This window comes from Chryseobacterium sp. Tr-659 (genome assembly GCF_011752975.1).
In the GTDB taxonomy this organism is placed as follows: Bacteria; Bacteroidota; Bacteroidia; order Flavobacteriales; family Weeksellaceae; genus Chryseobacterium.
This window is the reverse complement of record NZ_VWWP01000002.1, coordinates 567905-589427: the sequence shown is the minus strand read 5'-3', so window position 1 is coordinate 589427 and position 21523 is coordinate 567905. Positions and strand designations below refer to the sequence as shown.

At 37.4% G+C, this 21523-nt stretch carries 19 protein-coding genes; 3 read left to right on the top strand and 16 right to left on the bottom strand.

All coding sequences use genetic code 11. From position 1 onward, the window contains the following. Positions 1-165: 165 nt before the first annotated feature. On the top strand, positions 166-663 hold the full coding sequence (locus tag F3J23_RS06860; protein WP_167026098.1) for a hypothetical protein: 498 nt from the start codon (positions 166-168) through the stop codon (positions 661-663). A gap of 43 nt (positions 664-706) precedes the next feature. Here the strand turns inward: F3J23_RS06860 and F3J23_RS06855 are convergent, their stop codons facing one another. Continuing rightward, complete coding sequence (locus tag F3J23_RS06855; protein WP_167026095.1) at positions 707-1168, bottom strand: NUDIX hydrolase; 462 nt, start codon at positions 1166-1168, stop codon at positions 707-709. 171 nt (positions 1169-1339) lie between these two features. Further along, entirely contained in the window at positions 1340-2203 is an 864-nt protein-coding gene (locus tag F3J23_RS06850; protein ID WP_167026092.1) for an AraC family transcriptional regulator, read from the bottom strand. Positions 2204-2292: 89 nt separating this feature from the next. On the opposite strand from F3J23_RS06850, the gene F3J23_RS06845 reads away from it, so the two are divergent. Next, complete coding sequence (locus F3J23_RS06845) at positions 2293-3270, top strand: polysaccharide deacetylase family protein (RefSeq protein WP_167026089.1); 978 nt, start codon at positions 2293-2295, stop codon at positions 3268-3270. A gap of 65 nt (positions 3271-3335) precedes the next feature. After that, positions 3336-3731 carry a DoxX family protein gene (locus tag F3J23_RS06840; RefSeq protein WP_167026086.1) on the top strand — a complete coding sequence of 132 codons (396 nt, stop codon included), beginning with the start codon at positions 3336-3338 and terminating at the stop codon, positions 3729-3731. 383 nt (positions 3732-4114) lie between these two features. Here F3J23_RS06840 and F3J23_RS06835 read toward each other — a convergent pair whose 3' ends face one another. The 14 genes from F3J23_RS06835 to F3J23_RS21580 all read right to left on the bottom strand — a co-directional run bounded on the left by F3J23_RS06835 (position 4115) and on the right by F3J23_RS21580 (position 21419). Further along, on the bottom strand, positions 4115-5635 hold the full coding sequence (locus tag F3J23_RS06835) for a TSUP family transporter (RefSeq protein WP_167026083.1): 1521 nt from the start codon (positions 5633-5635) through the stop codon (positions 4115-4117). Positions 5636-5640: 5 nt separating this feature from the next. After that, the gene (locus tag F3J23_RS06830; RefSeq protein WP_167026080.1) at positions 5641-8517 is read right to left on the bottom strand and encodes a TonB-dependent receptor; all 2877 of its coding nucleotides are present in this window, start codon (positions 8515-8517) and stop codon (positions 5641-5643) included. A 257-nt stretch (positions 8518-8774) separates the two neighbouring features. Next, positions 8775-10466, bottom strand: coding sequence for an assimilatory sulfite reductase (NADPH) hemoprotein subunit (gene cysI / locus F3J23_RS06825; protein ID WP_317167702.1), 1692 nt, complete (start codon positions 10464-10466; stop codon positions 8775-8777). A 23-nt stretch (positions 10467-10489) separates the two neighbouring features. Beyond that, positions 10490-12238: a sulfite reductase flavoprotein subunit alpha gene (locus F3J23_RS06820; protein WP_228455281.1), complete on the bottom strand. Its 1749-nt coding sequence runs from the start codon at positions 12236-12238 to the stop codon at positions 10490-10492. After that, positions 12189-13034, bottom strand: coding sequence for a uroporphyrinogen-III C-methyltransferase (cobA, locus tag F3J23_RS06815; protein ID WP_167026075.1), 846 nt, complete (start codon positions 13032-13034; stop codon positions 12189-12191). Before cobA ends, F3J23_RS06820 begins: the two co-directional genes overlap by 50 nt. A gap of 23 nt (positions 13035-13057) precedes the next feature. Beyond that, on the bottom strand, positions 13058-13969 hold the full coding sequence (cysK, locus tag F3J23_RS06810; protein WP_167026072.1) for a cysteine synthase A: 912 nt from the start codon (positions 13967-13969) through the stop codon (positions 13058-13060). Between the two features lie 23 nt (positions 13970-13992). Continuing rightward, positions 13993-14823 (bottom strand): serine O-acetyltransferase EpsC, encoded by an 831-nt coding sequence (epsC, locus tag F3J23_RS06805; protein WP_167026069.1) that lies wholly within the window; start codon positions 14821-14823, stop codon positions 13993-13995. Between the two features lie 4 nt (positions 14824-14827). Then, the gene (locus F3J23_RS06800; protein ID WP_167026066.1) at positions 14828-16066 is read right to left on the bottom strand and encodes a sulfate adenylyltransferase subunit 1; all 1239 of its coding nucleotides are present in this window, start codon (positions 16064-16066) and stop codon (positions 14828-14830) included. Between the two features lie 93 nt (positions 16067-16159). Next, positions 16160-17068, bottom strand: coding sequence for a sulfate adenylyltransferase subunit CysD (gene cysD / locus F3J23_RS06795; RefSeq protein ID WP_167026063.1), 909 nt, complete (start codon positions 17066-17068; stop codon positions 16160-16162). Between the two features lie 10 nt (positions 17069-17078). Continuing rightward, complete coding sequence (locus F3J23_RS06790; protein WP_167026060.1) at positions 17079-17792, bottom strand: phosphoadenylyl-sulfate reductase; 714 nt, start codon at positions 17790-17792, stop codon at positions 17079-17081. Between the two features lie 83 nt (positions 17793-17875). Beyond that, on the bottom strand, positions 17876-18292 hold the full coding sequence (locus F3J23_RS06785) for an RrF2 family transcriptional regulator (RefSeq protein ID WP_167026057.1): 417 nt from the start codon (positions 18290-18292) through the stop codon (positions 17876-17878). A 90-nt stretch (positions 18293-18382) separates the two neighbouring features. Continuing rightward, entirely contained in the window at positions 18383-18889 is a 507-nt protein-coding gene (locus F3J23_RS06780; protein ID WP_167026054.1) for a GNAT family N-acetyltransferase, read from the bottom strand. A gap of 161 nt (positions 18890-19050) precedes the next feature. Further along, positions 19051-19272 (bottom strand): hypothetical protein, encoded by a 222-nt coding sequence (locus F3J23_RS06775; RefSeq protein WP_167026051.1) that lies wholly within the window; start codon positions 19270-19272, stop codon positions 19051-19053. A gap of 86 nt (positions 19273-19358) precedes the next feature. After that, positions 19359-21419: a M43 family zinc metalloprotease gene (locus F3J23_RS21580; protein WP_228455280.1), complete on the bottom strand. Its 2061-nt coding sequence runs from the start codon at positions 21417-21419 to the stop codon at positions 19359-19361. Positions 21420-21523: the final 104 nt, after the last annotated feature.

Below are 21523 nucleotides of genomic sequence, written 5' to 3'. Positions count from 1 at the left end.
ATAAAGTAATATCTTAATATATACTCTTTATCGAAAAAAGATTAGCTTAAAAAGAAAAAAATCGTTATTCAGAATCGGTATAAATTCCATCCTATTGAGGGTGTTCCGTTGGGTAAAGTAAATAAAAATACTATTTTTATCGCCCAAAAAAAGAAAAGACTAAATATGCCGACCGACGCTTCTCATAAGCTGATTCCAATGACTACTTTCGTACTTGAATATTACTCGAACGAAGGATATGCCGATCTTCAGATTTTGAATCTGATGAATAATTATGCTAATTTTCTAAAGAAGCGACTGACTCTTGGAATGTTTGTTCCTGTTGACCGTGAAGGTAATGTATTGAAAGAACCTAAAAATTATGCCTCATGGAAATCTCTGGATCATAATGACGGAAAACGTACAGATATTGCCGGATTCGAAGAATATGGAGAATATCAGAAAGCAGACCAGAACTGTATGTTTGAAGGTTTTAAAGTAGATTATAACGGATACTCCAAAGTGAGAATCACAGCATCATATGATCCCTCCATAGAATTATCCTTTAATAAAACTGACCTTATGCCTACAGGATTCAAGGATGTAGAGTCTCTAACGGTTTTTGATGATATTTTCCTAACTTCCAGTGCTTTAAAAGCAATAGGAATTAAAGACCGGTCATGATAAATCCTTGTATGATCAGGTAAATGATTTAAAGGTAATTAAACTACTTTTCGTTAATCATTCTTTCAAGTTCTGTAATGAATGCGGTTTGGGCAGAGTTGATCTTTTTCATGGCCTCTTCAGATGGAAACCATTTCCACTGGTCTACCTCAGAAATTTCCATTGTCTTGCCTGATCTGGGCGGCCATTCAATCTGTAACGTATTGCTATAAAGTTCAGAGGGATCAATATCACCTTCCAAAGCCCATGCATAAACGGTTTTGCCTCCTTTTTGTATAATGGGTGATAATGCTGTGAGCTCCCCTTCTGCCACTTTTCCTGTTTCTTCTTTAAATTCAATGAGTGCCCGTTTCAATGCATCTTCATCAGGAAGTATTTCCCCTTTGGGAATAGACCATGCTCCCAGATCTTTATTTTTCCAGAAGGGGCCGCCTGGGTGTACAAGAAAATAATACAATTCATTTTTTTCTTTTTTAAACAACAGAATTCCAGCGCTTGTTTTCATGGGTAAAGTATAATAAATGAATTCATGAAAAAATTACACCAAAGCTATATGAGATATCACTCTTCAAAATTTCTTTGAATTTTCGTCCCCTTCAAAAGAGGAGAATTTTTACATCTTCAACTGGAGATTAGTACAAATCAGAGGTTTTATAATTCATTAATAAAGAACAATTTAACTGGGCTTTATCGTTTTATTTCCTTTTTTAAACTCAGATGGAGATATTTGTTTATATGTTTTGAATATTTTATTAAAATGGCTGGCATCATTAAAACCCAGCTTATCAGCAATTTCATTGATATTATCATTACTCTGAAGCAGCCGTTTTTCAGCGGTCTTTATTTTAAACTGAATAATATGCTGCTGTATAGAATATCCGGTTTGTTTTTTTACATAAATACTGATATAATTGGGGGAAAGTAAAAATTCTTTGGCTAGATTTTCTATTCTCATTTTATCGGGATCCAGAACATTTATGTTGATATAATAAAGGATTCTTTCTATTTTACTTAGTTGTTTTGAAATTTTTTCTTTAATCGTATGATTGCTCATTGTATTTCTTACCAGGATGGTTATAATTCCGGAAAAGAGATTCGCAGTAATTTCTTTATTATAATTATTCTTTTGACCGAATTCGTGTAATAGAATCCTGGATAATTGTAAAAGATGTTTCCTGTCTGTTTTATTTTTAATTGCTGATTCATATATAAAAGACTGGTCTTCCATGATAAGCTGGATTACTTTTTTTAATTCATTCTTTTTATCCATAAGAAAGTGCTCCCATATGTACTGATCTGTAAATTTAATATAGATGAAACGGGTCTTGTTTTTAATGGAAAATTCGTGAGCATCACTAGGTCTGAGTAAAAAAACATCACCTTTTTTGTAAGGAAATGTAATTCCGTTCAGATGATGGGATCCTTTGCCGTTTTCTATGATAATCAGTTCATAGAAATTATGGTTATGATATTCAATATCCCATATTTCTTTTTCGATACTGAACACATTGAAAGAATTAAAATTAACAATACGTTTCATTAAAGGATGAATTTATACAAACTTACCATTTATTTTTACAATATATTCTGATCGGTAATAAGCAATTTTGCAGAACAAATACACTTAAAATGAAATATATAAAACAATCTGTACTGATATTGGCTTCAACAGTATTTTTGATTTCCTGTTTTAATAATGAAAGAAACCAGAAAGAAAAAACAGTTCGGAATGAAGCTCATACCTCAAAGAAATACTGGCCCAATGGTGCACAGCTGGTAATTTCTGTTTCTATGCAGTTTGAAACGGGTGGACAGCCGGAGGGAGCAGAAAGTCCTTTTAGCGGAACTCCCCTTCCTAAGGGATATGTGGATCTTCCGGCAGAGAGTTGGTATCGTTATGGAGCTAACGAAGGAATTTACAGAATGCTTGATCTGTGGAAAAAATATGACATTAAAGTAACTTCCCATGTAGTAGGAACAGCGGCCGAAAAATACCCGGAAGTTGCTAAAGCTATTGCAGCAGGAGGTCATGAGATTGCAGCGCATGGGATAGCCTGGGATAATCAATGGAATAAAAACTATGACGAAGAGCTTCGTTTTGTGAAAGAAGGAGTGGATGTTGTTGAAAAAATTACAGGCCAGAAAGCTGTTGGCTATAACTGTAACTGGTTGAGGAGAAGCCCAAATACGCTTAAAGTATTGCAGAACCTGGTTTTTTTGTATCATATTGATGATCTTAGTCATGATGAACCATTCATCACTAAAGTAAAAGGGAAAAACTTTGTGGTGATTCCTTATACCCTCAGGAATAATGATATTGTAAATATTGAAGGGAAACATTGGAGCCCTGATCAGTTTCTTGCCCAGTTGAAATTTGAATTTGATCGTCTCTATGAAGAAGGCGCTTCAAAAAGAAGAATGATGAGCATCAGTTTTCATGACAGAATAGGCGGAAATCCTGCCATAGTTCATGCAATGGAAGAATTTATCAGATATACAAAAGAAAAACAAGGTGTTGTTTTTATGAGAAAGGATGATATTGCCAAAATGGTAATGAATGATCCCAACACTCCTATTGACAATAGTGAGGATCAATATAACAGATAAAAATAGCTGATAAAGAACTTCTGCTTTTCTTTCTTTAAACAATCAGAACCAATAAAATTATTTCTATGAATACAAAAAATACCAAAACAGCATATTTTCTCCTTCGCGTGTCTATGGGAATTAACCTTTTCGGGCATGGGTTAGTTCGTGTAATTAAACTACATGATTTTGCCGAAGGAATCACAGATAGTTTTGAAGAAAGCTGGCTTCCGGCATCATTTGTTTATACTTTTAGTACAGTATTGCCTTTCCTCGAATTTATTATCGGATTACTGCTTATGATTGGTTTTAAAACCCGGATTACTGCCATTTCCGGAGCTCTGCTGATTATTTTCTTGCTTTTTGGAAGCAGTACGGTGGAAAACTGGGAGGCAATGGGATTCCAAATGATCTATGCAGGACTATTCTATATCCTGATCAGCAGAATTGATGATAATTATCTGGCTTTTGATAGTAAATAAGAACAATGCTCTGCTCAATTAAAAAAAGTGACTAAAATAAAGTGAAACTTTAATAAAAAACGCAAAGTTTAATGTTTTCAGAGCTTTATTAAAGTGAGCAAAGATAGCGACAAAGCCGCTGATTAAGCACTCGCTTAGAAAGGATCAATTTATTGATCACGGTCCTTTACTTTCTTAAAATCAGAGATCAATAATTAGACTCTTTGCATTTAAATAAGGTAAAAGGAACGTTTATAAAAAACGCAAAGTTTAATGGTTTCAGATTTTTACTAAAAATAATTAAGTGAAATGGATATACATCCGTTTAGAAAGAATCAGTTAATTGATGTCTGTCTTTACTTTCCCGAAATATAGAGTAAAACATTAATGCTTTGCGTTTAAATTTATGATAAAAAGGATTTGACTATTGTAACAAGGCTCATCAGAATCACCACTATGCCAACTACCACAAACATTTTTTTGGTTGGAAGCTTGGTTGTAAGCATCGCTGAAAATGGAGCAGTAAAAACGCCGCCCAGTAAAAGTCCTAAGACAATATTCCAGTGATGAATACCAATGGTAAAGATAAAGGTGATAGCGCTTGTGACGGTCAACAGAAACTTCGCCACTGTTGAGCTTCCTACCACATAGCGGGGAATCCTTCCCTCTTTTATCAATGTTCCGGTAACCAACGGCCCCCATCCGCCTCCTGCAAAAGAGTCTATAAAACCACCAACAAATCCCAACACTCTGAGATTGGTTCTCCGTTTGGTTTTAACCTGTCCTGATTTTTTATCTTTGAATGCGTTTTTTAAAATATTGACACCAAGATATAATGTATAACAGGCAATAACAGGCTTTACAATATGAGCATAGTGTTCACCGTAATGAGAAAGGGTTAATGCACCTATTATCGAACCAACAATGGCCAGAGGAAACAATACCCATACCATTTTTTTATTGACATTTCCCAGTTTATAATGACTGAATCCTCCGGCTGCCGTAGTAAATGATTCTGCAGAATGGATACTTGCACTGACCACAGGTGGCGGAACATTCAACAGCAATAATATCGTAGTACAAATAACACCATAACCCATCCCCATTGATCCGGCAACAATTTCAGCCATGAATCCGGCGAAAAGCATCCAATAGAAAATATGACCGTCTTTATTAAGAAACTGCTGAATATCACCTGCCAGATTGAATTGGTAAATAACAAGCCCGAAAACTCCCAAAAGAAGCATAACCCCTATAATGGCAAGGTAAATATTGGCTTTTCTCTGAGCTGTTTTTGTAATATTAATCAGTTTTTCAATCTCCATATCAGGTTTTGCAGTGGAAACAGGTCCATCGGCTAAATACTGAGTGGTTATCTTATTAAGTTCTTTAACCTTATAATTGAAATCACCTTTTAACTGATTCCGTATATTCTGCATATTATCGAGTACGAGATCCATTTCCTCTGGAATGGTTTCCGTAAAGGTTTCCCTTAATCTTTTGGCTATGGTAGGAGATTTTCCATTAGTTGAAATAGCAATTTTAAGGCTCCCTTTTTTTACAATGGAACCCAGATAAAAATCACAAAGATCAGGCTTGTCTGCAATATTAACCAATACATTATTGCGTTGGGCATCTTCTCTTATCTTTCCTGCAACTTCAAGGTCATTAACAGCTATAATTGCCACATCAGTATTATTGAAATCATCATTATGATAAACTCTTTCAAACAATTCTATATTGGGATAGAGACTTTGGAGCGCTTTAATCTCCGGACTGATTTCTTTCGCAACCAGCCTTATGGAAGTTTCAGGGGAGTTACCAAGTACCGATTCTAATTTTTCAAGCGCAACATGACCACCGCCAATAATCAGTAATGATAGTTTTTCAAGCTTTAAAAATATAGGATATAAGGAATTACTCATCGTGATCACAATTTTAAATCATACGTAAAAGCGAGATAATATAAGCCCCCTATTTCAGGGCCTGCAGCATATTGGAAGTAACGGCGGTTAAGCAGATTCGTTGCTCCTATTTTCACATGGGCATTGATTTCGGGAATTCTCCAGGTTGCCTGGGTATCAATCGTATAATAAGCCGGAATTTTTCCTGAAGCCAAAGGACTCTCCCACATAAAACCGTCTTGCCATCTCGCAACCACAGTAAATCCTATATTTTTAACGATTTCTCTGTTTCCGACACTCAGATTCACCATCCATTTCGGAGTATTGAAAGCGGTAATAAACAGATCGGAAGTATTGTTGGAAGCAAGGTCATTGTAAGAAACGTTGGTATTGATATTGTAATTTCCGGTTATATTATATCTGATACCTAAAGATGTCCCATAACTTTTGTAGGTACTGTTACTGTTGGTATAAACCCTGTAACGATCCTGCTTGCTGCGGTCCAGCATTGCCAGAACAGCTGTATTGCTTCCTACCTGGCTGTTTTTGGGAACAGCAACTTCAACCTGTCCCAGAAAGCCTTCATAGATATTGTAATAGAAATCCCAATCCAGAACCAGTTTGTTATTAAAGAAAACCGATTTATACCCTATTTCAAATGAATTGATTTTTTCGGGCTGCAATTTCTGCAGATTCGCTACTGTTAAAAGGCGTTGATTATCCTGAGCTGCCTGGCTCTGGCTTTTCCCTCCGTCTACATCAGCGTTTACAGCAGAAGTGAACCTGTCAATAGAAGCCAGTGTGTATGAATTCTCCAGATAGCCCAAGCCTTCATTTACTTTTGAAAGTCCGCCTACTCTTCTTACATTTCCGTTATTAACAAATGAAAGTGCTTCAAATAATGATGGAAAACGGTATCCGTTTTGAAAAGAAGCTCTGAAATTATGCTGTCTGACAGGAGAATATACAATACTGATTCTAGGGTTGAGCTTGGCTTCAAATTCCGGATTTCTGTCAATTCGTAAAGCTGCATTCAGTTTCAGTTTATCATTAAAGAAAAGCTTAGTAATCTGAGCAAAAGCGCCATATTTCTGATAAATAACATCTTTTCCGAATGTTCCGTTAGCTAAAGGGATATTTCTTTCATTTACGGGACGGCTAAAATCAACGAAATTGTTTCCATCAGGAGTAATACTGTACAGGCGATAATCTATCCCGGCAAGAAGATTAAAAATTTTCACAAACCTGCTGAAATCATAAGTTAATTCACCCTGATAAAAGCGGGATTTTTGTTCAAGTTTAGCACCTCCGGTAGCCGGAGCACCTGCAATTCCGGCATTGGCAGAATCCCAGTTATTGATTCCAATAATGGTGTTTTTTAATTGTTCAAATGCTGCAGTTCCGGGGACTACTCTATTTTTATCAGCCTCCTGCCTTGCCAGAATAAATGCATCATTAAGGGTTACTCCAGCATTTAAGTTATTCTGGAGGGAAGTCTGAAATATATTTTTCCAATTATTATTCGAAAGATTGGTGAGATCCAGATTATCTGCCAAAGGTTTAAGATTGTAGGAATCACCTGTGTTTTCGATTGATACATAAGCTCTGAAGGTAAGTTCCTTTCCTGTAAGTTCCACTTTATGATTCTGAACAGTAGCATTCTGTAAACGGATTTTATTTCCTCTCTGAAAAGTTCCGTCCAGCAAGCCATAACGATAGACATAAGATGTTCTCCACTGATCTCCGAAACGGTAGTAGATTCCTGCATCAAACTTTATATTTTTTACATCAGGACTTACAAGATCTTTCTCCAGATATCCGGTTCTTGAAACATTGAAAGTGGTAGGCTTCCCATTATAATCAACCTTTACGGCAACCCGGTTATTTCTTTCATCGCCGTATTTATTCCAAAGATCTTCTGCCGGATTATTAGCTAGAGGAAAATTGGGATTGGCCGTAACCAATGAGTTCGGATTCTGATCAGTCTGATTGTTGGAAATCCAGTCTGTACCGCTGAAATAGGAAGCATTTACTTTGATTGCGATATTTTTATTTAAAACTTTTGCAAATCTGATGGCACTTTCTCCCAAAGAAGTTATTTTATGATCAATATTATCCACATGATTGACTCCACCGCGGAAATAAACACTTAATCCCTGGGAAGTAAAAGGATCTTTGGTCTGGAGGCTTGCCAGCCCGTTAATCGCATTCATTCCGTATAGCGCGGAAGCAGCTCCGGGCGTAACTTCCATAGATTGTATATCCAACTCTGTGGGCCCTATCGCATTTCCCAAAGGAACTCCTAATGTTGCAGACTGTACATCTACACCGTCTACCAATTGCATAAATCTGAAATTGTTAGGAGAATTGAATCCTCTGGAATTAGGAATTTTTAAAGTAAGACTGGAGGTCAGCAGCTGTAAGCCTTTCACATTTTCAAGGGTTTCGTAAAAGGATGCGGCAGGGCTTTCTCTGATTGTCTTAATATCAATTTTTTCAATAGCAATGGGTGATCTTAGTATCTTTTCAGGAACCCTGGATGCAGAAATGACCACATCATCAATAATTGTATTCTGAGGATTGAGCCCGATGGTAATTTTACTGGAAGGAGAAAGAACTTCAAAAGTCTGATCAGAAAAGCCTTCTTTATTGATTACCAGCCGGAAAGGAATAGTGACTCTTGTTCTGATCTTAAAATTTCCGGATGGATCCGTTAAGGCAATATCCTGGGTATTCTGAATCTGTACTTTTACCGAGTCGATGCCTTTTTGTGTACCTGTATTCTTGATGGTTCCACTTAGTTCAATAAGCTGCTGCTGTGCTTCCGCCAGATTAAAAAATAGAAATGTAAATGCAATAATACCTGCTTTGGGTAGAAAATTCCCCTGTTTTTTGTTTTTCATTTTCTTCATTGTTTAGGTTAGTAAGAATGAAGCTGTCTGAACTTTTCCTGAACCATCCCCTTCAAAAATTCCTTGAATTTTTACCACCCTTCCAGAGGATAGAAATGGTTACGTTTTCCATTGAGAAATCTGGGAAAGTTGAAACAGCTTTAATAGTATTGTTTGAAAATCAACAACACATACACATTCGTTTACCTGATAGAAGAAGAGGTTGTTGTTTTAGTTTTTTTTGATCATAAAAAAAGACAGTCATATTTTCAGTTTAGGGTTTGTAAATAGCGGTATGAAAAATCACCAAAGGTTTCTTCTGTAAGCCTTTTCTGTGTGTATATTCCAAAAAGTTCATCCAATGTTGTGAGAATTTCTTCTTCACCAATGTTCTCTTTGAATTTTGTATTAAGACGCATTCCCAGTCTGTCTCCTCCAATGTGAAGGTTGTATTTACCGTATGCAGTCCCTACAAATCCTATTTCGGCATTAGGAGATCTTCCGCATCCGTTAGGGCATCCGGTCATACGAATCGTGATATTTTCCTGTAAAAGTCCATATTTTTCAAGGATAGGTTCTATTTTGGTTACCAGAGAAGGCAGATACCGTTGTGCTTCTGCTAACGCAAGAGAACAGGTGTTCAAAGCAACACAGGCAACAGAGTTTTTACGAAGGGCGCTTGCATTTTCCGTATCATCTGAAATCCCATGTTGTTGTAAAAGGTTTTCAATCTCGTTTTTATTTTCATTGCTGATATCTGCCAGAATAAGGTTTTGATTACAGGTAAAACGGAAATTGGCTTTACCGGTTTGGGCAATTTTCAGTAATCCTGATTTAAGAGGATAATTCTGGGTGTCAAGAATTCTTCCATGCTCTACAAACAATGTATAGAACCATTTTCCTTCATGATTTTGAAGCCAGCCGTAGCGGTCTTTTCTTTGCTCAAATCTGAATTCTCTTGCAGGTTCAAATTTAAATCCTGTTCTTTTTTCAACTTCATCTCTGTATTGTTCAATACCAAGTTTATCAATGGTATACTTCAGCCTTGATAATTTTCTGTCACTTCTGTTCCCAAAGTCTCTTTGTACCGTGATAATCTCATATACAGCCTTCAATACTTTTTCTTCTGTATCTACAAATCCAAGAACAGAGGCAAGACGTGCGTATGTTGCTTCATTTCCGTGGGTAGCCCCTAATCCGCCTCCTGCAGCAATATTGTACCCTGCAATCTTATTATTTTCGATAATGGCAATCAAGGCAATATCATTGATGAATACATCTACATCATTGTTGGGAGGAACAGCAATTCCTATTTTCAGTTTTCTCGGAAGGTATCTGTCCTGATATAAAGGATCTTCTTCTGCCTTTCTATCAACAATCAGTTCATCATCGATCCAGATATTATAATAGGACTTGGTTTTCGGAAGACACATTTCACTGATTTTTCCTGCAAGTTCATAGGCTTCCTGCTGTAATGGAGATTCGGAGGGGTTGGCTGTACAGGTTACATTCCTGTTGACATCACCGCAAGCTGCAATAGAGTCCAGATGCTGCAGATTAAAACTTTGTATAGTAGGTCTTAAATGGGATTTTAAAATACCATGCAACTGAATGGTCTGCCTTGTGGTAATTTTTATGGTTCCGGTGGAATGATCTTCTGCCGTTTCATTTAATCCAACCCATTGTTCAGGGGTTAAAAAACCACCGGGAAGTCTTAAGCGGATCATGTAGGAGTATAACCATTCCAGTTTTTTGGCTACACGTTCTTCCCTTCTGTCTCTGTCGTCCTGTTGGTACATTCCGTGGAACTTGATCAAAGTCTGGTCATCTTCTCTGATGGCTCCTGTAAAATCATCAGAAAGACTTTCCTTTAAAGTTCCCCTGAGTCCGTTGCTTCCGGTTTTGATTTTTTCTACCGGCGATAGGTTATCTTTATTGCTCATAAATTGTTTTCTTTTAATGTTAGGATTAGTTCTGGCTTGTTTTAATAAACATCTTTAGCATATCTGCCGTTCAGCTCCATGTCTTCCAGGTAATGAATAGCTTCTTCCCTGCTTCGTTTTCCCTGATTCTGAATGATGTGTAAAAGGGTTTCTTCCACATCGCGGCTCATCGGTTCTTTGGCTCCGCATATATAAACGGAAGCTCCTCCTTCAAGCCAGTAAAAAACTTCCTGTGCGCTTTGTTCCAGTTTGTGCTGAACATAGATTTTTTCTGCCGTATCCCTTGAAAATGCAAGGTCAAGATGAGTAAGGCTGCCTGTTTTAAGGAAGTCCTGAAGTTCAGATTGATAAAGGAAATCCGAAACGAAATTCCTATCTCCGAAAAACAGCCAGTTTCTTCCTTCTGCTCCTAAAGCATCGCGTTCCCAGAGAAATGATCTGAAGGGGGCAATTCCTGTTCCCGGGCCTATCATAATAATATCTTTATCCTGTTCCGGCAGCTTGAAATGTCCGGCGTTCTGAATATAGAATTCAATATCCTCTCCTTCTGTAAACTCACTCAGAAAACCGCTGCATAATCCGTTATGTTTCTGATGGTCGATAAAAAACTCTGATTTAGCAACCGTGATATGAATCTCTGATTCGCCATGAGCCTCCAAAGAAGAAGAAATGGAATAGAGACGAGGAGCCTGACCAGTTAATATCTGAATAACTTCCCCGAATTCCTCCTCGTTTTTCACCGGATAAATTCTCAGCAGATCAAGTAAGCTCAATCTGACTTCAGGAATAGAATGCCCTGTGATTTTTGCATACTGTGCGACTACGGTTTTTAATAAATAACTGATGTTAAGATGCTTGTGCAGTAATTTTTCAACAGTATCAGTTACCTTAGCTGTTTCAATTTGTTTACCAGGATCAATTCCTGTTAATGCAATAATTTCTTCGACTACAGATCTTGAATTGAAAGGGATGACTCCTAATGCCGCTCCCGGTTGGTAAACAAGAGCTTCTTCGGTTTCAATTTCTATATGATAAGTTTCTTTTTCAGAGGTGATATCGTTCAGGTTGATAATCGTAGAGATTTTTCCCTGGTATTTTTTTCTTCCTGTTGAAGCTTTTGGAGTTGATGCATTTTTAGTGCTGCCGGGATTGGTATTCACGGTTTCAAATACATGCTCTATCCATTGATGAGCTTCTTCTTCATAATCAATGTCACATTTTTTTAATGGAATAATACGCTGCGCTCCAAGAATTTCGAAACGGGAATCCACATCTTCCCCTGTTTTGCAGAATTGAGGATAACTGCTGTCTCCTAAAGCCAGTACACCAAATTTAACATTAGTAAGATCAATTTCATTTTCATGGATATGATCATAGAACTTTTTGGCTAAAATCGGAGGTTCCCCTTCACCCTGTGTACTGATAATAATGAAGAAAAACTCTTCCTTAGCCAGATCTTTAGGCTTGTATTGGGAAAGATCAGCCAGTTTAACCTGGATTCCTTTCTTTTTGACGATTCCAGCTAATCCGGTGGCCAGTTTTTTACTGTTTCCGGTTTCTGTTCCGTAAGCCAGTGTAATTTTCTTTACAGTATTCTGAACTGTACTTTCAACCTGAAGAGGCGGCAGAGAAGCTGTAAGTGTTGTTCCTCCTGCAAGACCTGCCAGGTATCCGCTTGCCCAGATAGCTTCATCTCTGGAAAGATCCCCGGATATTTGTTTCAGGACGTTTAATTTGGTTTCAGACAGCATATTCGAAGAAATTTTGAGGGTTTGATATAAGACTTCCATTCTCTACTGATTTAAAATAAAGACCTTCCTGCTCAGCATTGTTAAGCCAGGAGAATTCTTCATGCAGATTGACGACTTTGCCAATGACCACAAGAGAAGGCGACGCAAAGTTTTTGTTTCCGAAATTTTCTTTAAAGTCATCAAAAGAAGAGGTGTATACTTTCTGATAAGGTGTAGTAGCCTGCTCAATGACTGCAATTTTTTTATCTTTTGAAACTTCAAGCTGAACCAACTTTTCCACAAGAGCACTCAGATTTCCTTTTGACATGTAAAAAACAAGTGTATCATTGGTAACAGCAAGTTCTTTCCAATAGTCATCACTCAGAATTTCAGATTTGTAATACGTCAGAAATCTAACGGATGTAGAATATCCTCTGGCGGTTAAAGGCATTCCTGCAAATGCTGCAGCACCCAATGCCGCAGTAATTCCCGGGATGATCTCGTAAGGAACACGATGTTGTTTTAAAACCTGAAGTTCATCAAGAATATTTGAAAATATAGAAACATCTCCCCCTTTAAGCCTTACAACGGCTTTATTCTGAAGAGCATATTCCACCATTAAAGTATTGATATGAGATTGCGGAGTAGAAGCATTTTTACTGCATTCTTTGCCTACATAAATAATTTCTGTATTTGGATTAACATAGGTTTCCAGAATTTCAGGGCTAACCAGGCGATCACATAGAATAACGTCTGCCTGAGCGATGATTTTTACAGCTTTTACAGTGATCAGTTCAGGGTTGCCGGGCCCTGCACCGATAAGGTAAACCTTTGGTGATTTTATTGTTGTGTTCATTGAAGTCGGTGTTAATTAAGGATTTAGAAGAGTCCTTCTACGGACAGATACCTTTCTCCGGTATCGTAATTAATGGTAAGGATTTTAGCGTTAGGTTGTATTTCCGGTAAATGTTTGGCGATGGCTGCTAAAGCGGCTCCGGTAGAGACTCCTACAAAAAGACCTTCTTTTTTAGCGGCATTAAGTGCATACTCATAGGCTTCATCTTTACCAACAGTGATTACTCCGTCAAGAAGTGTGACATCCAGTATGGAAGGAACAAATCCGGCTCCTAAACCTTGTAACGGATGTGGTGCCGGGCTTCCACCGCTTAATACGGGTGATAATTCCGGTTCTACGGCAATAACTTTAACATTCGGATATTTTTCTTTAACCACTTTTGCGATTCCTGTGATATGCCCGCCGGTTCCTACTCCTGTAATGATATAATCAAGACCCTCCGGGAAATCTTTTAAAATCTCCTGAGCAGTTGTTTCCGTATGTATTTTTACGTTGGCAGGATTATCAAATTGTCTTGGAATCCATGAGTTGGGAGTTTCTTCTGCAAGTTCACCGGCTTTTTCAATAGCACCTTTCATTCCTTTTTCTCTTGGAGTTAATACGAATTCAGCTCCGTAGGCCTCCATTATTTTACGACGTTCGATGCTCATGCTTTCCGGCATTACCAGAATCAGTTTGTATCCTTTTACAGCAGCTGCCAATGCCAGTCCGATTCCCGTATTTCCACTGGTTGGTTCAATAATGGTGCTGTCTTTATTTAATAGTCCTTTGGCCTCTGCATCTTCAATCATAGCAAGGCCAATTCTGTCTTTAATGCTTCCTCCGGGATTGTTTTTTTCCAGTTTGATCCAGATTTCGTGATCTGAACTGAACAGTTTATTGATCTTTACAATGGGTGTATTCCCTATTGTTTCTAATACGTTCTGAAATTTCATATCAATTGTTCTTTTTTCTGTTTTTAAATAATAAAGTTTAAAGATTCCGGTAAGGAACTGTTATCCTTTATTTTGATCTCACTTTTATGATAAACCAGTGAGTGAGAAGGAACATCCTGTGTAATCCACACATTTCCTCCGATAATACTTTCTCTTCCTATCGTTGTTTCCCCTCCCAAAATAGTTGCCCCGGAATAAATGATGACGTGGTCTTCAATGTTGGGATGCCTTTTCTGATTGGCTTTTTCTTTAGAGACATTAAGTGCTCCAAGTGTTACTCCCTGATATATTTTAACATGATCCCCTATCACCGTAGTTTCTCCGATAACAATGCCAGTTCCGTGATCGATAAAAAAATGTTTACCGATGATGGCTCCAGGGTGAATATCTATTCCCGTTTTGCTATGTGCATATTCGGAAATGACACGCGGTAATATTTTTATTTCCTGGTTCCAAAGCTGGTGTGAAATACGATATACATATGTGGCAAAAAATCCAGGATATGCAAGATATATTTCTTCCAGAGAGTCTGCTGCCGGATCAAACTCCAGAATGGATTGTGCATCCAGTACCAGTTGATCATAAAGCTCAGGGAGAATAGTAAAAAACTCATTCACCTCTGCTTCAGCAGTCTTTTCATCTCCCATCACTGCATTGATCAGGTTAAAAAGACTGTCATTCAATACTTCAAAGCTTTCTTTCAACTGATCTTCCGTGTTGATCTTTTGAGGAAGAAAAAGGAGCTGATACAGTTCTTTTACAAAAGCTTTGGTTTTTATTTTGTCAAAGAAATCATGGGTGCTTTTTTGTTTACTCTGATGAATTCTTTGAATTAAATGATCTGAAATTGCCATTTTTCTATTGAATTATACAGGCAGCAACCGTTGAATTGGAAGTTTCATCCACTAAAATTGCAGATCCTGTTGTTTTATTATTGATAAAACTGTCATAGACCAAAGGTTGTGCCGTTCGAAGCGTAACTTTCACAATTTCATTGAGTTTAATATCACCTTCAGCCTGCTCATGGATCAGTGTATTGACATTAATTTTATAATCCACTTCTTTGACAACCGCTTTTACAAGCCTGCTATTCTGTTGTAGAAGGTATTTATTACCCGGTTGCAATGGTTTCTGATCAAGCCAGCATAAAAGGACTTCCAAATCTTTTTCTACGGCCGGAAGCTGTTCTTCGGTTGCGAAAACATCCCCCCTACTGATGTCCAGATCATTAGCAATATGAATGACTGCCGGCTGCCCTTCCAATGCCTCTTCTTTTTCAACTCCGTTGATTTCAATGCTGGTAATTTCAGTGGTAAGGCCTGCCGGAAGGATACGGATTTTATCTCCTTTTCTGAATGTTCCACTCAATATTTTCCCCGCATACCCTCTGTAATCATGGAGTTCTTCAGTTTGAGGGCGAATTACATACTGAATCTGGAAACGGCTTCCGGAATTGGATTCCTCATTTAAAGTAACCTGTTCAAGATATTCCAGAAGAGAACTTCCATCATACCAATCTGTTTTTGATGATTTTGAAACAATATTATCCCCTTTCAAAGCGGAAATAGGGAAATAACTTACCTCATTCAGCCCCAGATTATCAGCAATTTTTGCGTATTCTGACTTTATAGATTCAAATACTTCTTCCGAATAATCCACCATATCCATTTTATTAATAGCTACGGCCACTTTTTTTAATTGTAATAATGAAGCAATAATGGAATGTCTTCTGGTTTGTTCAATGACGCCTTTACGGGCATCAATAAGAATAACCATCAGATCGGAATTGGATGCTCCGGTAATCATATTCCGGGTATACTGCACATGGCCCGGAGCATCGGCAATAATAAATTTCCTTTTTGAGGTTGAAAAATAACGGTAGGCAACATCAATAGTTATTCCCTGTTCTCTTTCTGCCCGCAGTCCGTCTGTTAACAGTGCGAGATCTACCCCGTCTTCATTTTTGTTTTTAGAATGTTTCTCAAGTACTTCCAGCTGATCCTGTAAAATACTTTTGCTATCGTAAAGCAGTCTTCCGATAAGGGTACTTTTCCCGTCATCTACGCTTCCTGCTGTTATAAATCTTAATATATCCATCCGTATTTAAATTATGAGTAATGATCAATGAGTGATGATGTGATTGCAATAGTTGTTAACCAATCATGTGTTACCCATTGCTGATTATTTATTTTAAAAATAGCCTCCTTTTTTTCTGTCCTCCATTGCGGCTTCTGTCACTCTGTCGTCTATACGGGTTTCACCGCGTTCAGAAATTCTTGTGGCCACAATCTCTTCAATTACTGCATCTATAGTTACAGCATTGGATTCTACGGCTGCTGTACAGGTCATGTCTCCTACGGTTCTGTAACGTATTTTTCTTGTTGTGACGAAGTCTTCAGGTTCTAAGAATACATGTTCAGAATTGGCAAGCCATTGCCCGTTAAAATCTACCACTTCCCTTTCGTGCGAGAAATAGATAGAAGGAAGTTCAATTTTTTCTCTGCGGATATAGTTCCAGATATCAAGTTCTGTCCAGTTACTGATCGGAAAAACCCTTACATTTTCCCCTTTATGAATCTTTCCGTTGAAGATGTTCCAGAGTTCAGGGCGCTGAAGCTTAGGATCCCATTGCCCGAATTCATCTCGTACGGAGAATATTCTTTCCTTGGCTCGGGCTTTTTCTTCATCTCTTCTGGCTCCTCCTATGCACGCATCAAATTCAAATTCTTCAATCGTATCCAGTAATGTATAAGTCTGGAGCCAGTTTCTACTTGGAAATTTGCCTTTAGCTTCGGTTAATTTTTTACTTTTTATGGTGTCTTCTACTTTTCGGACTGCCAGGGTAACATCCAACTGTTTTACAAGCTGATCGCGGAAATCCAAAACCTCAGGGAAGTTATGTCCCGTATCTACATGAACAAATGTGAATGGAATTTTTCCATGGAAAAAGGCTTTTCTTGCGAGGTGAGCCAGCACAATACTGTCTTTTCCTCCACTGAATAATAATGCCGGGCGTTCAAACTGTCCCGCTACTTCTCTTAATATGTAAATAGACTCAGACTCCAGCTGGTCTAAATAATTTAAATGGTATATTGACATTGTTTCTTTTTTATTGATGAATATGTAAACCGCATTCTTTCTTATTGGCATCTTCCCACCACCATCGTCCGGCTCTGAAATCTTCCCCTTCTTTAATAGCTCTGGTACAGGGCTCACACCCTATGCTTACAAACCCTTTTTTGTGGAGATGATTATAGGGTAAATGATGTTCTTTCACATAATCTGTTACCTGTTCTGAGGTCCAGTGAAGGATCGGGTGGAATTTTATAATCTGATTATCAGGATCCCATTCTAATTGCGGCATATTCTGCCTGTTTGAAGAATGTTCAGACCGCAGCCCTGTGATCCATACTTCATATCCCTGCAATGCTTTTTTCAAAGGGTGTACTTTTCGGATGGTACAGCATGCTTTTCTTTTATCTACCGATTGATAGAATGAGTCAGGGCCATTTTCCGAAACAAAATTTCTGAGTTCTTCCGTATCCGGATAATATGCTTTGATATTTTTTTTGAAAAAAGCTCTGGTTGAAGTCCAGGTTTCATAGGTTTGTTCAAAAAGCCTTCCCGTATCCAGGGTGAAAATTTCAATATTCAAATCTTTAATCAAATGTGTGATGACCTGATCTTCATAGCTAAAGCTGGTTGAAAAAATAACCTTTCCTGGAAATCTTTCAGCCAGTAATTGCAGTCCATTAGTTTGAAAGAAAGCTTCCGGAGCTTCTTTCAGTAGATTTTCGAATTCATTTTTCAGACTGTTTTCCATTTTGAATTGAGATTTAAGTCTTGCAAATATATACAAAATTCTATAACTCCTATCAAAATAGTATAATTTAAATAAAAAATTTTTTATCCGTTTTTAATAAACTTCGCTAAAGTGGCTTCCATCATGCTTTTTCTGGTTTTCTCACGAACGATAATAAGCTCTTTTCTAAGATAACATACTGCTTCATCCACACAGTCATCACATGCTTCATAAAAATTTAAAGACACGCAGGGAGTCAGTGCAATAGGCCCGTCAAAAATGCGGTAAAGATCTGCCAGAGAGACTTCTTCGGGAGATTTCAATAGATAATACCCTCCTACTTTACCTTGTTTACTATTAACGAGTTTAGCTCTTTTAAGCTCGAGGAGAATTTGCTCCAGGAATTTCTTTGGAATGTTCTCATCCTGCGCAATAACAGAAGTAGGCAGATAGCCTTGGTTGTAATTCCTTGCTAATCTGACCATTGCTTTTAGTGCATATTTGCAGCGTTTCGACATCATAATTCCTGCAAGTTATGATAATTTATCTGATAAATGAAATGTTTTTATAAGGCCAAGACTGCGGAAAGAATAATCAGATAAGTCAGCTGGCTAAATAGGATATTTCGTTTTGTTAATTAAAAAATAGGCCAGTTCTCTTTCTCCTCTTACCAGGTTTTCAATTCTGGTGAAGCCATTTTTTATAAGAACTTTCTGGGATCCGATATTCTCAAGATCAGTTACTGCAACAATATCCTTACTGTAATTCAATGATAAACAATAGTCTAAAAGAGCTTTACATACGTTGGTTCCAAGCCCTTTTCCCCAATAATTTTCTCCCAGAGTATATCCTATTTCTATCTGCTCAGGATTGTCGAGAAAAACCCTGGCGAGGCACATTCCCACAAAATCATTGTTTTTCGCGTTGAATATACCCCATCTGCTGAAAGGACCTTCTGTATATTCAGATAAGGCTTTTTCAAACATTTCTTTGTATTCGTCAGGAGTTTTATAGGGCAGATAGCGGGTTACATTTTCATTTTCAAAGAGATTCAGAAATAAAATAAATTCCTGAGGAGTAAATTCACGAATGATGATCGTATCATTTTTATATTGCATAAAAATAGGTATTGTAATGGTTTGATAAAAGTACGGAAATAAACTAAGATCATTTCACAGTAAAAATGGACTTAGAATATTAAGCCCTTTTTTATTCAACTTATGAATGTCATAGATCAATACTAAATTATTTTATCAGAACAGGTCTTTCTTAAAAGCTTTTAAACCAATCCGTAACAGCTTGAAATAGTTGTCAGGAGGTCGATGATCAGAATAATTTCCTCCATCTGAACTGGAGCAATTACTTTAAATGAGCCTTTAAGGAAATAGGCATTAACATTCGTCATATCTTCGCCCCAGAAATGTCCTGTAGCAAAATACGATTTACTTGCGCAAAAAAGATTGTGGTATAGAAAAAAGAAAGATGAGCTCAATGAGCCCATCTTAATCCTGTATCATCTCAAAAATACAAGCAGTTAAAATAAAACCTTTTACTAACGATTATATTGCATCGATATAGCGTTTGATCTTATTTTTTAATGAATTTTTGAGAAGATTTCCCTAAAGAAGTTTCAATATCAATTAAATAAGTTCCGCTTAGGAGATGTTTAACATCAACCTTATCCCCAATAACTTTAGCATTCATTTTTATTCCAGACATGTCATAAATAGAAATTGATTTAATTTTCCCATTTGTTTTAATATTCAATACATCAGAAACTGGATTTGGGTAGATGGATGTTTCTGAGTTTGTTGTATCAACGTCTGAAGTGGATAATGATGATGATAATGCACAAGGCGTTGTAATACTGCCATTTGGTTGTGTATTATATGCAAACTCAGTTACAGAATAACCAGAACCATTGGCTCCAACAGTCAGTTTGAAATAGCCGTTAATATTGTAACCTTCGAATTGGTTTCTAAAACCAACATAAGCGGTTTTGCCAGACCAGGTAGTGTATGTAGGGGTATACACGTCAAGTTGTCCAGGAGTACCAGTTGGATAACCAATATTATTTGCATTACTTATAGTGGTGCAAGACGGAATTAAACTAATATTTCTTGTCCCTGCCCCACATACTAATCCTTTCCAATAGGTTTCCAATTTTAATTGATTTGCGCCATAGTACCAAGCACCATATCCTGCATCATCACTAAGCTCCGGGTTAATGATAAAATATTTCCAAGTTGCTCCGGAGTTGGTTGTTACTGTTGTTGGTGTTGGATTGGCATAACTTTCCAGAGGAGTTCCTGTCACTATTTTATAGGGATCTTTGTAAGAAAAAGTTAATGCCAAAGACGTAGTTGATCCTAATGAAGTTACACCTCCTGTTATAGCCGGATTTAGAAACGTAATTGATGAATTCAGGACCTGACTTTTAGGATGACTGGTTGCGGCACCATTTATGGTAAGTGTAGCAGTAGTAGGGCTTGTAACTGCTATAGTTGCTGTTTGTCCTGCTGGTAATGAAGATGTGAAATGTGTTCCTGCAATAAGAGTTGTTCCATTTGATACGGCAAATGTTGCTCCGTTTAGGGTAATGGTTGATGTAGGAGCAGATGCTACTGTTCCATCTAATGACACAGCTCCATTATTGTTTAAGTTCTCTGTAAAGGTACTATTGCTAAGGGTTAATTTAGGCGGAGTATTGTCAACTCCGGTTGCAGCTAAGTTAGCAGGTTGCCATAAATTTATTCTTGACGGGTGATTTAATGCGGCTAACATTCTGTTAACTTGTCCATTGGTAAACATTTTATAACAACCAGCGGAACCGTTGTATCCCATATAGTTTTCAACATTCACTCTTTGTCCAAGACAATTGTTTCCAGTTGTACATCCTAATCCGGAAGAATTATTTTCTACAGGGGTGTCAGCAACTCCGTCACCATCATTACTAGGGTTCGCAGTTGAACAAAGAACATTGAACGTGTGTTGAAGATTTAGCCAATGCCCAAATTCGTGAGTGAATGTATCAGAAAACTCGTTTGAAGCCACAGTTCCTGCAGCATCATATATATAACGACCATTATAAACAACTCTTGCTGTATTTACTGAAGACATGTATGAATCCGGATACCATGCAACTCCTGATTGATATAAATCTTTATCAGCATATAGATCATTTTGTATATATACATTCATATACTTTGTATTATCCCATGCATCTGCACCAATTTGTGCATCATATCCGCCTCCGTTGCCATATCCACTTTTGAAAGGGTGAAATACCACTCCGCTTGTTGCTTTTCCGGTTGGGTCAATTTTAGCTAAGCGGAATTCAATGCTTAATGTACCTCTAATAGGTTGAAAGTAAGGATCTATAGTGTTTGAATCGGTATTAATTCCATTGAAATTTAAGTTGATTTGTTGTAGCAAGTCAACTACTTTTTGGTAGTTTACTTTTACATTACTCTGAGATTCTCCATACACATGAAAAACCACGGGTATGATGTAGGTGGGAGCGTTGACCTTTTTATTCAATGGAGTTTTGTCTGATTCTATTTTTTTCACAAAATCTTTGGTGAATTTTTCAAATTTTTCATATTCAGCCTTAGATTCAGGGTGCAGTTCAAAATGTTTTTTCATCATTTCATCTGCTTTACACTCATGAGGTCTATTTTCCTGAGCAAAACCTATTATTGGCAATAGGGAAACAAGTAGTAGTAATTTAAATTTTTTCATGATTTTTTGGA

Bases quoted from the DNA above. Each gene is read 5' to 3' on its own strand.
- F3J23_RS06785 (WP_167026057.1), bottom strand. From the start codon at position 18,292: ATGATGTCGAAACGCTGCAAATATGCACTAAAAGCAATGGTCAGATTA.
- F3J23_RS06790 (WP_167026060.1), bottom strand. From the start codon at position 17,792: ATGGAAAACAGTCTGAAAAATGAATTCGAAAATCTACTGAAAGAAGCT.
- F3J23_RS06800 (WP_167026066.1), bottom strand. From the start codon at position 16,066: ATGGATATATTAAGATTTATAACAGCAGGAAGCGTAGATGACGGGAAA.
- F3J23_RS06840 (WP_167026086.1), top strand. From the start codon at position 3,336: ATGAATACAAAAAATACCAAAACAGCATATTTTCTCCTTCGCGTGTCT.
- epsC (WP_167026069.1), bottom strand. From the start codon at position 14,823: ATGGCAATTTCAGATCATTTAATTCAAAGAATTCATCAGAGTAAACAA.
- F3J23_RS06855 (WP_167026095.1), bottom strand. From the start codon at position 1,168: ATGAAAACAAGCGCTGGAATTCTGTTGTTTAAAAAAGAAAAAAATGAA.
- F3J23_RS06835 (WP_167026083.1), bottom strand. From the start codon at position 5,635: ATGAGTAATTCCTTATATCCTATATTTTTAAAGCTTGAAAAACTATCA.
- cobA (WP_167026075.1), bottom strand. From the start codon at position 13,034: ATGAACACAACAATAAAATCACCAAAGGTTTACCTTATCGGTGCAGGG.
- F3J23_RS06775 (WP_167026051.1), bottom strand. From the start codon at position 19,272: ATGGGCTCATTGAGCTCATCTTTCTTTTTTCTATACCACAATCTTTTT.
- F3J23_RS06845 (WP_167026089.1), top strand. From the start codon at position 2,293: ATGAAATATATAAAACAATCTGTACTGATATTGGCTTCAACAGTATTT.
- F3J23_RS06820 (WP_228455281.1), bottom strand. From the start codon at position 12,238: ATGGAAGTCTTATATCAAACCCTCAAAATTTCTTCGAATATGCTGTCT.
- F3J23_RS06860 (WP_167026098.1), top strand. From the start codon at position 166: ATGCCGACCGACGCTTCTCATAAGCTGATTCCAATGACTACTTTCGTA.
- cysK (WP_167026072.1), bottom strand. From the start codon at position 13,969: ATGAAATTTCAGAACGTATTAGAAACAATAGGGAATACACCCATTGTA.
- cysD (WP_167026063.1), bottom strand. From the start codon at position 17,068: ATGTCAATATACCATTTAAATTATTTAGACCAGCTGGAGTCTGAGTCT.
- F3J23_RS06830 (WP_167026080.1), bottom strand. From the start codon at position 8,517: ATGAAAAACAAAAAACAGGGGAATTTTCTACCCAAAGCAGGTATTATT.
- F3J23_RS21580 (WP_228455280.1), bottom strand. From the start codon at position 21,419: ATGATGAAAAAACATTTTGAACTGCACCCTGAATCTAAGGCTGAATAT.
- F3J23_RS06850 (WP_167026092.1), bottom strand. From the start codon at position 2,203: ATGAAACGTATTGTTAATTTTAATTCTTTCAATGTGTTCAGTATCGAA.
- F3J23_RS06780 (WP_167026054.1), bottom strand. From the start codon at position 18,889: ATGCAATATAAAAATGATACGATCATCATTCGTGAATTTACTCCTCAG.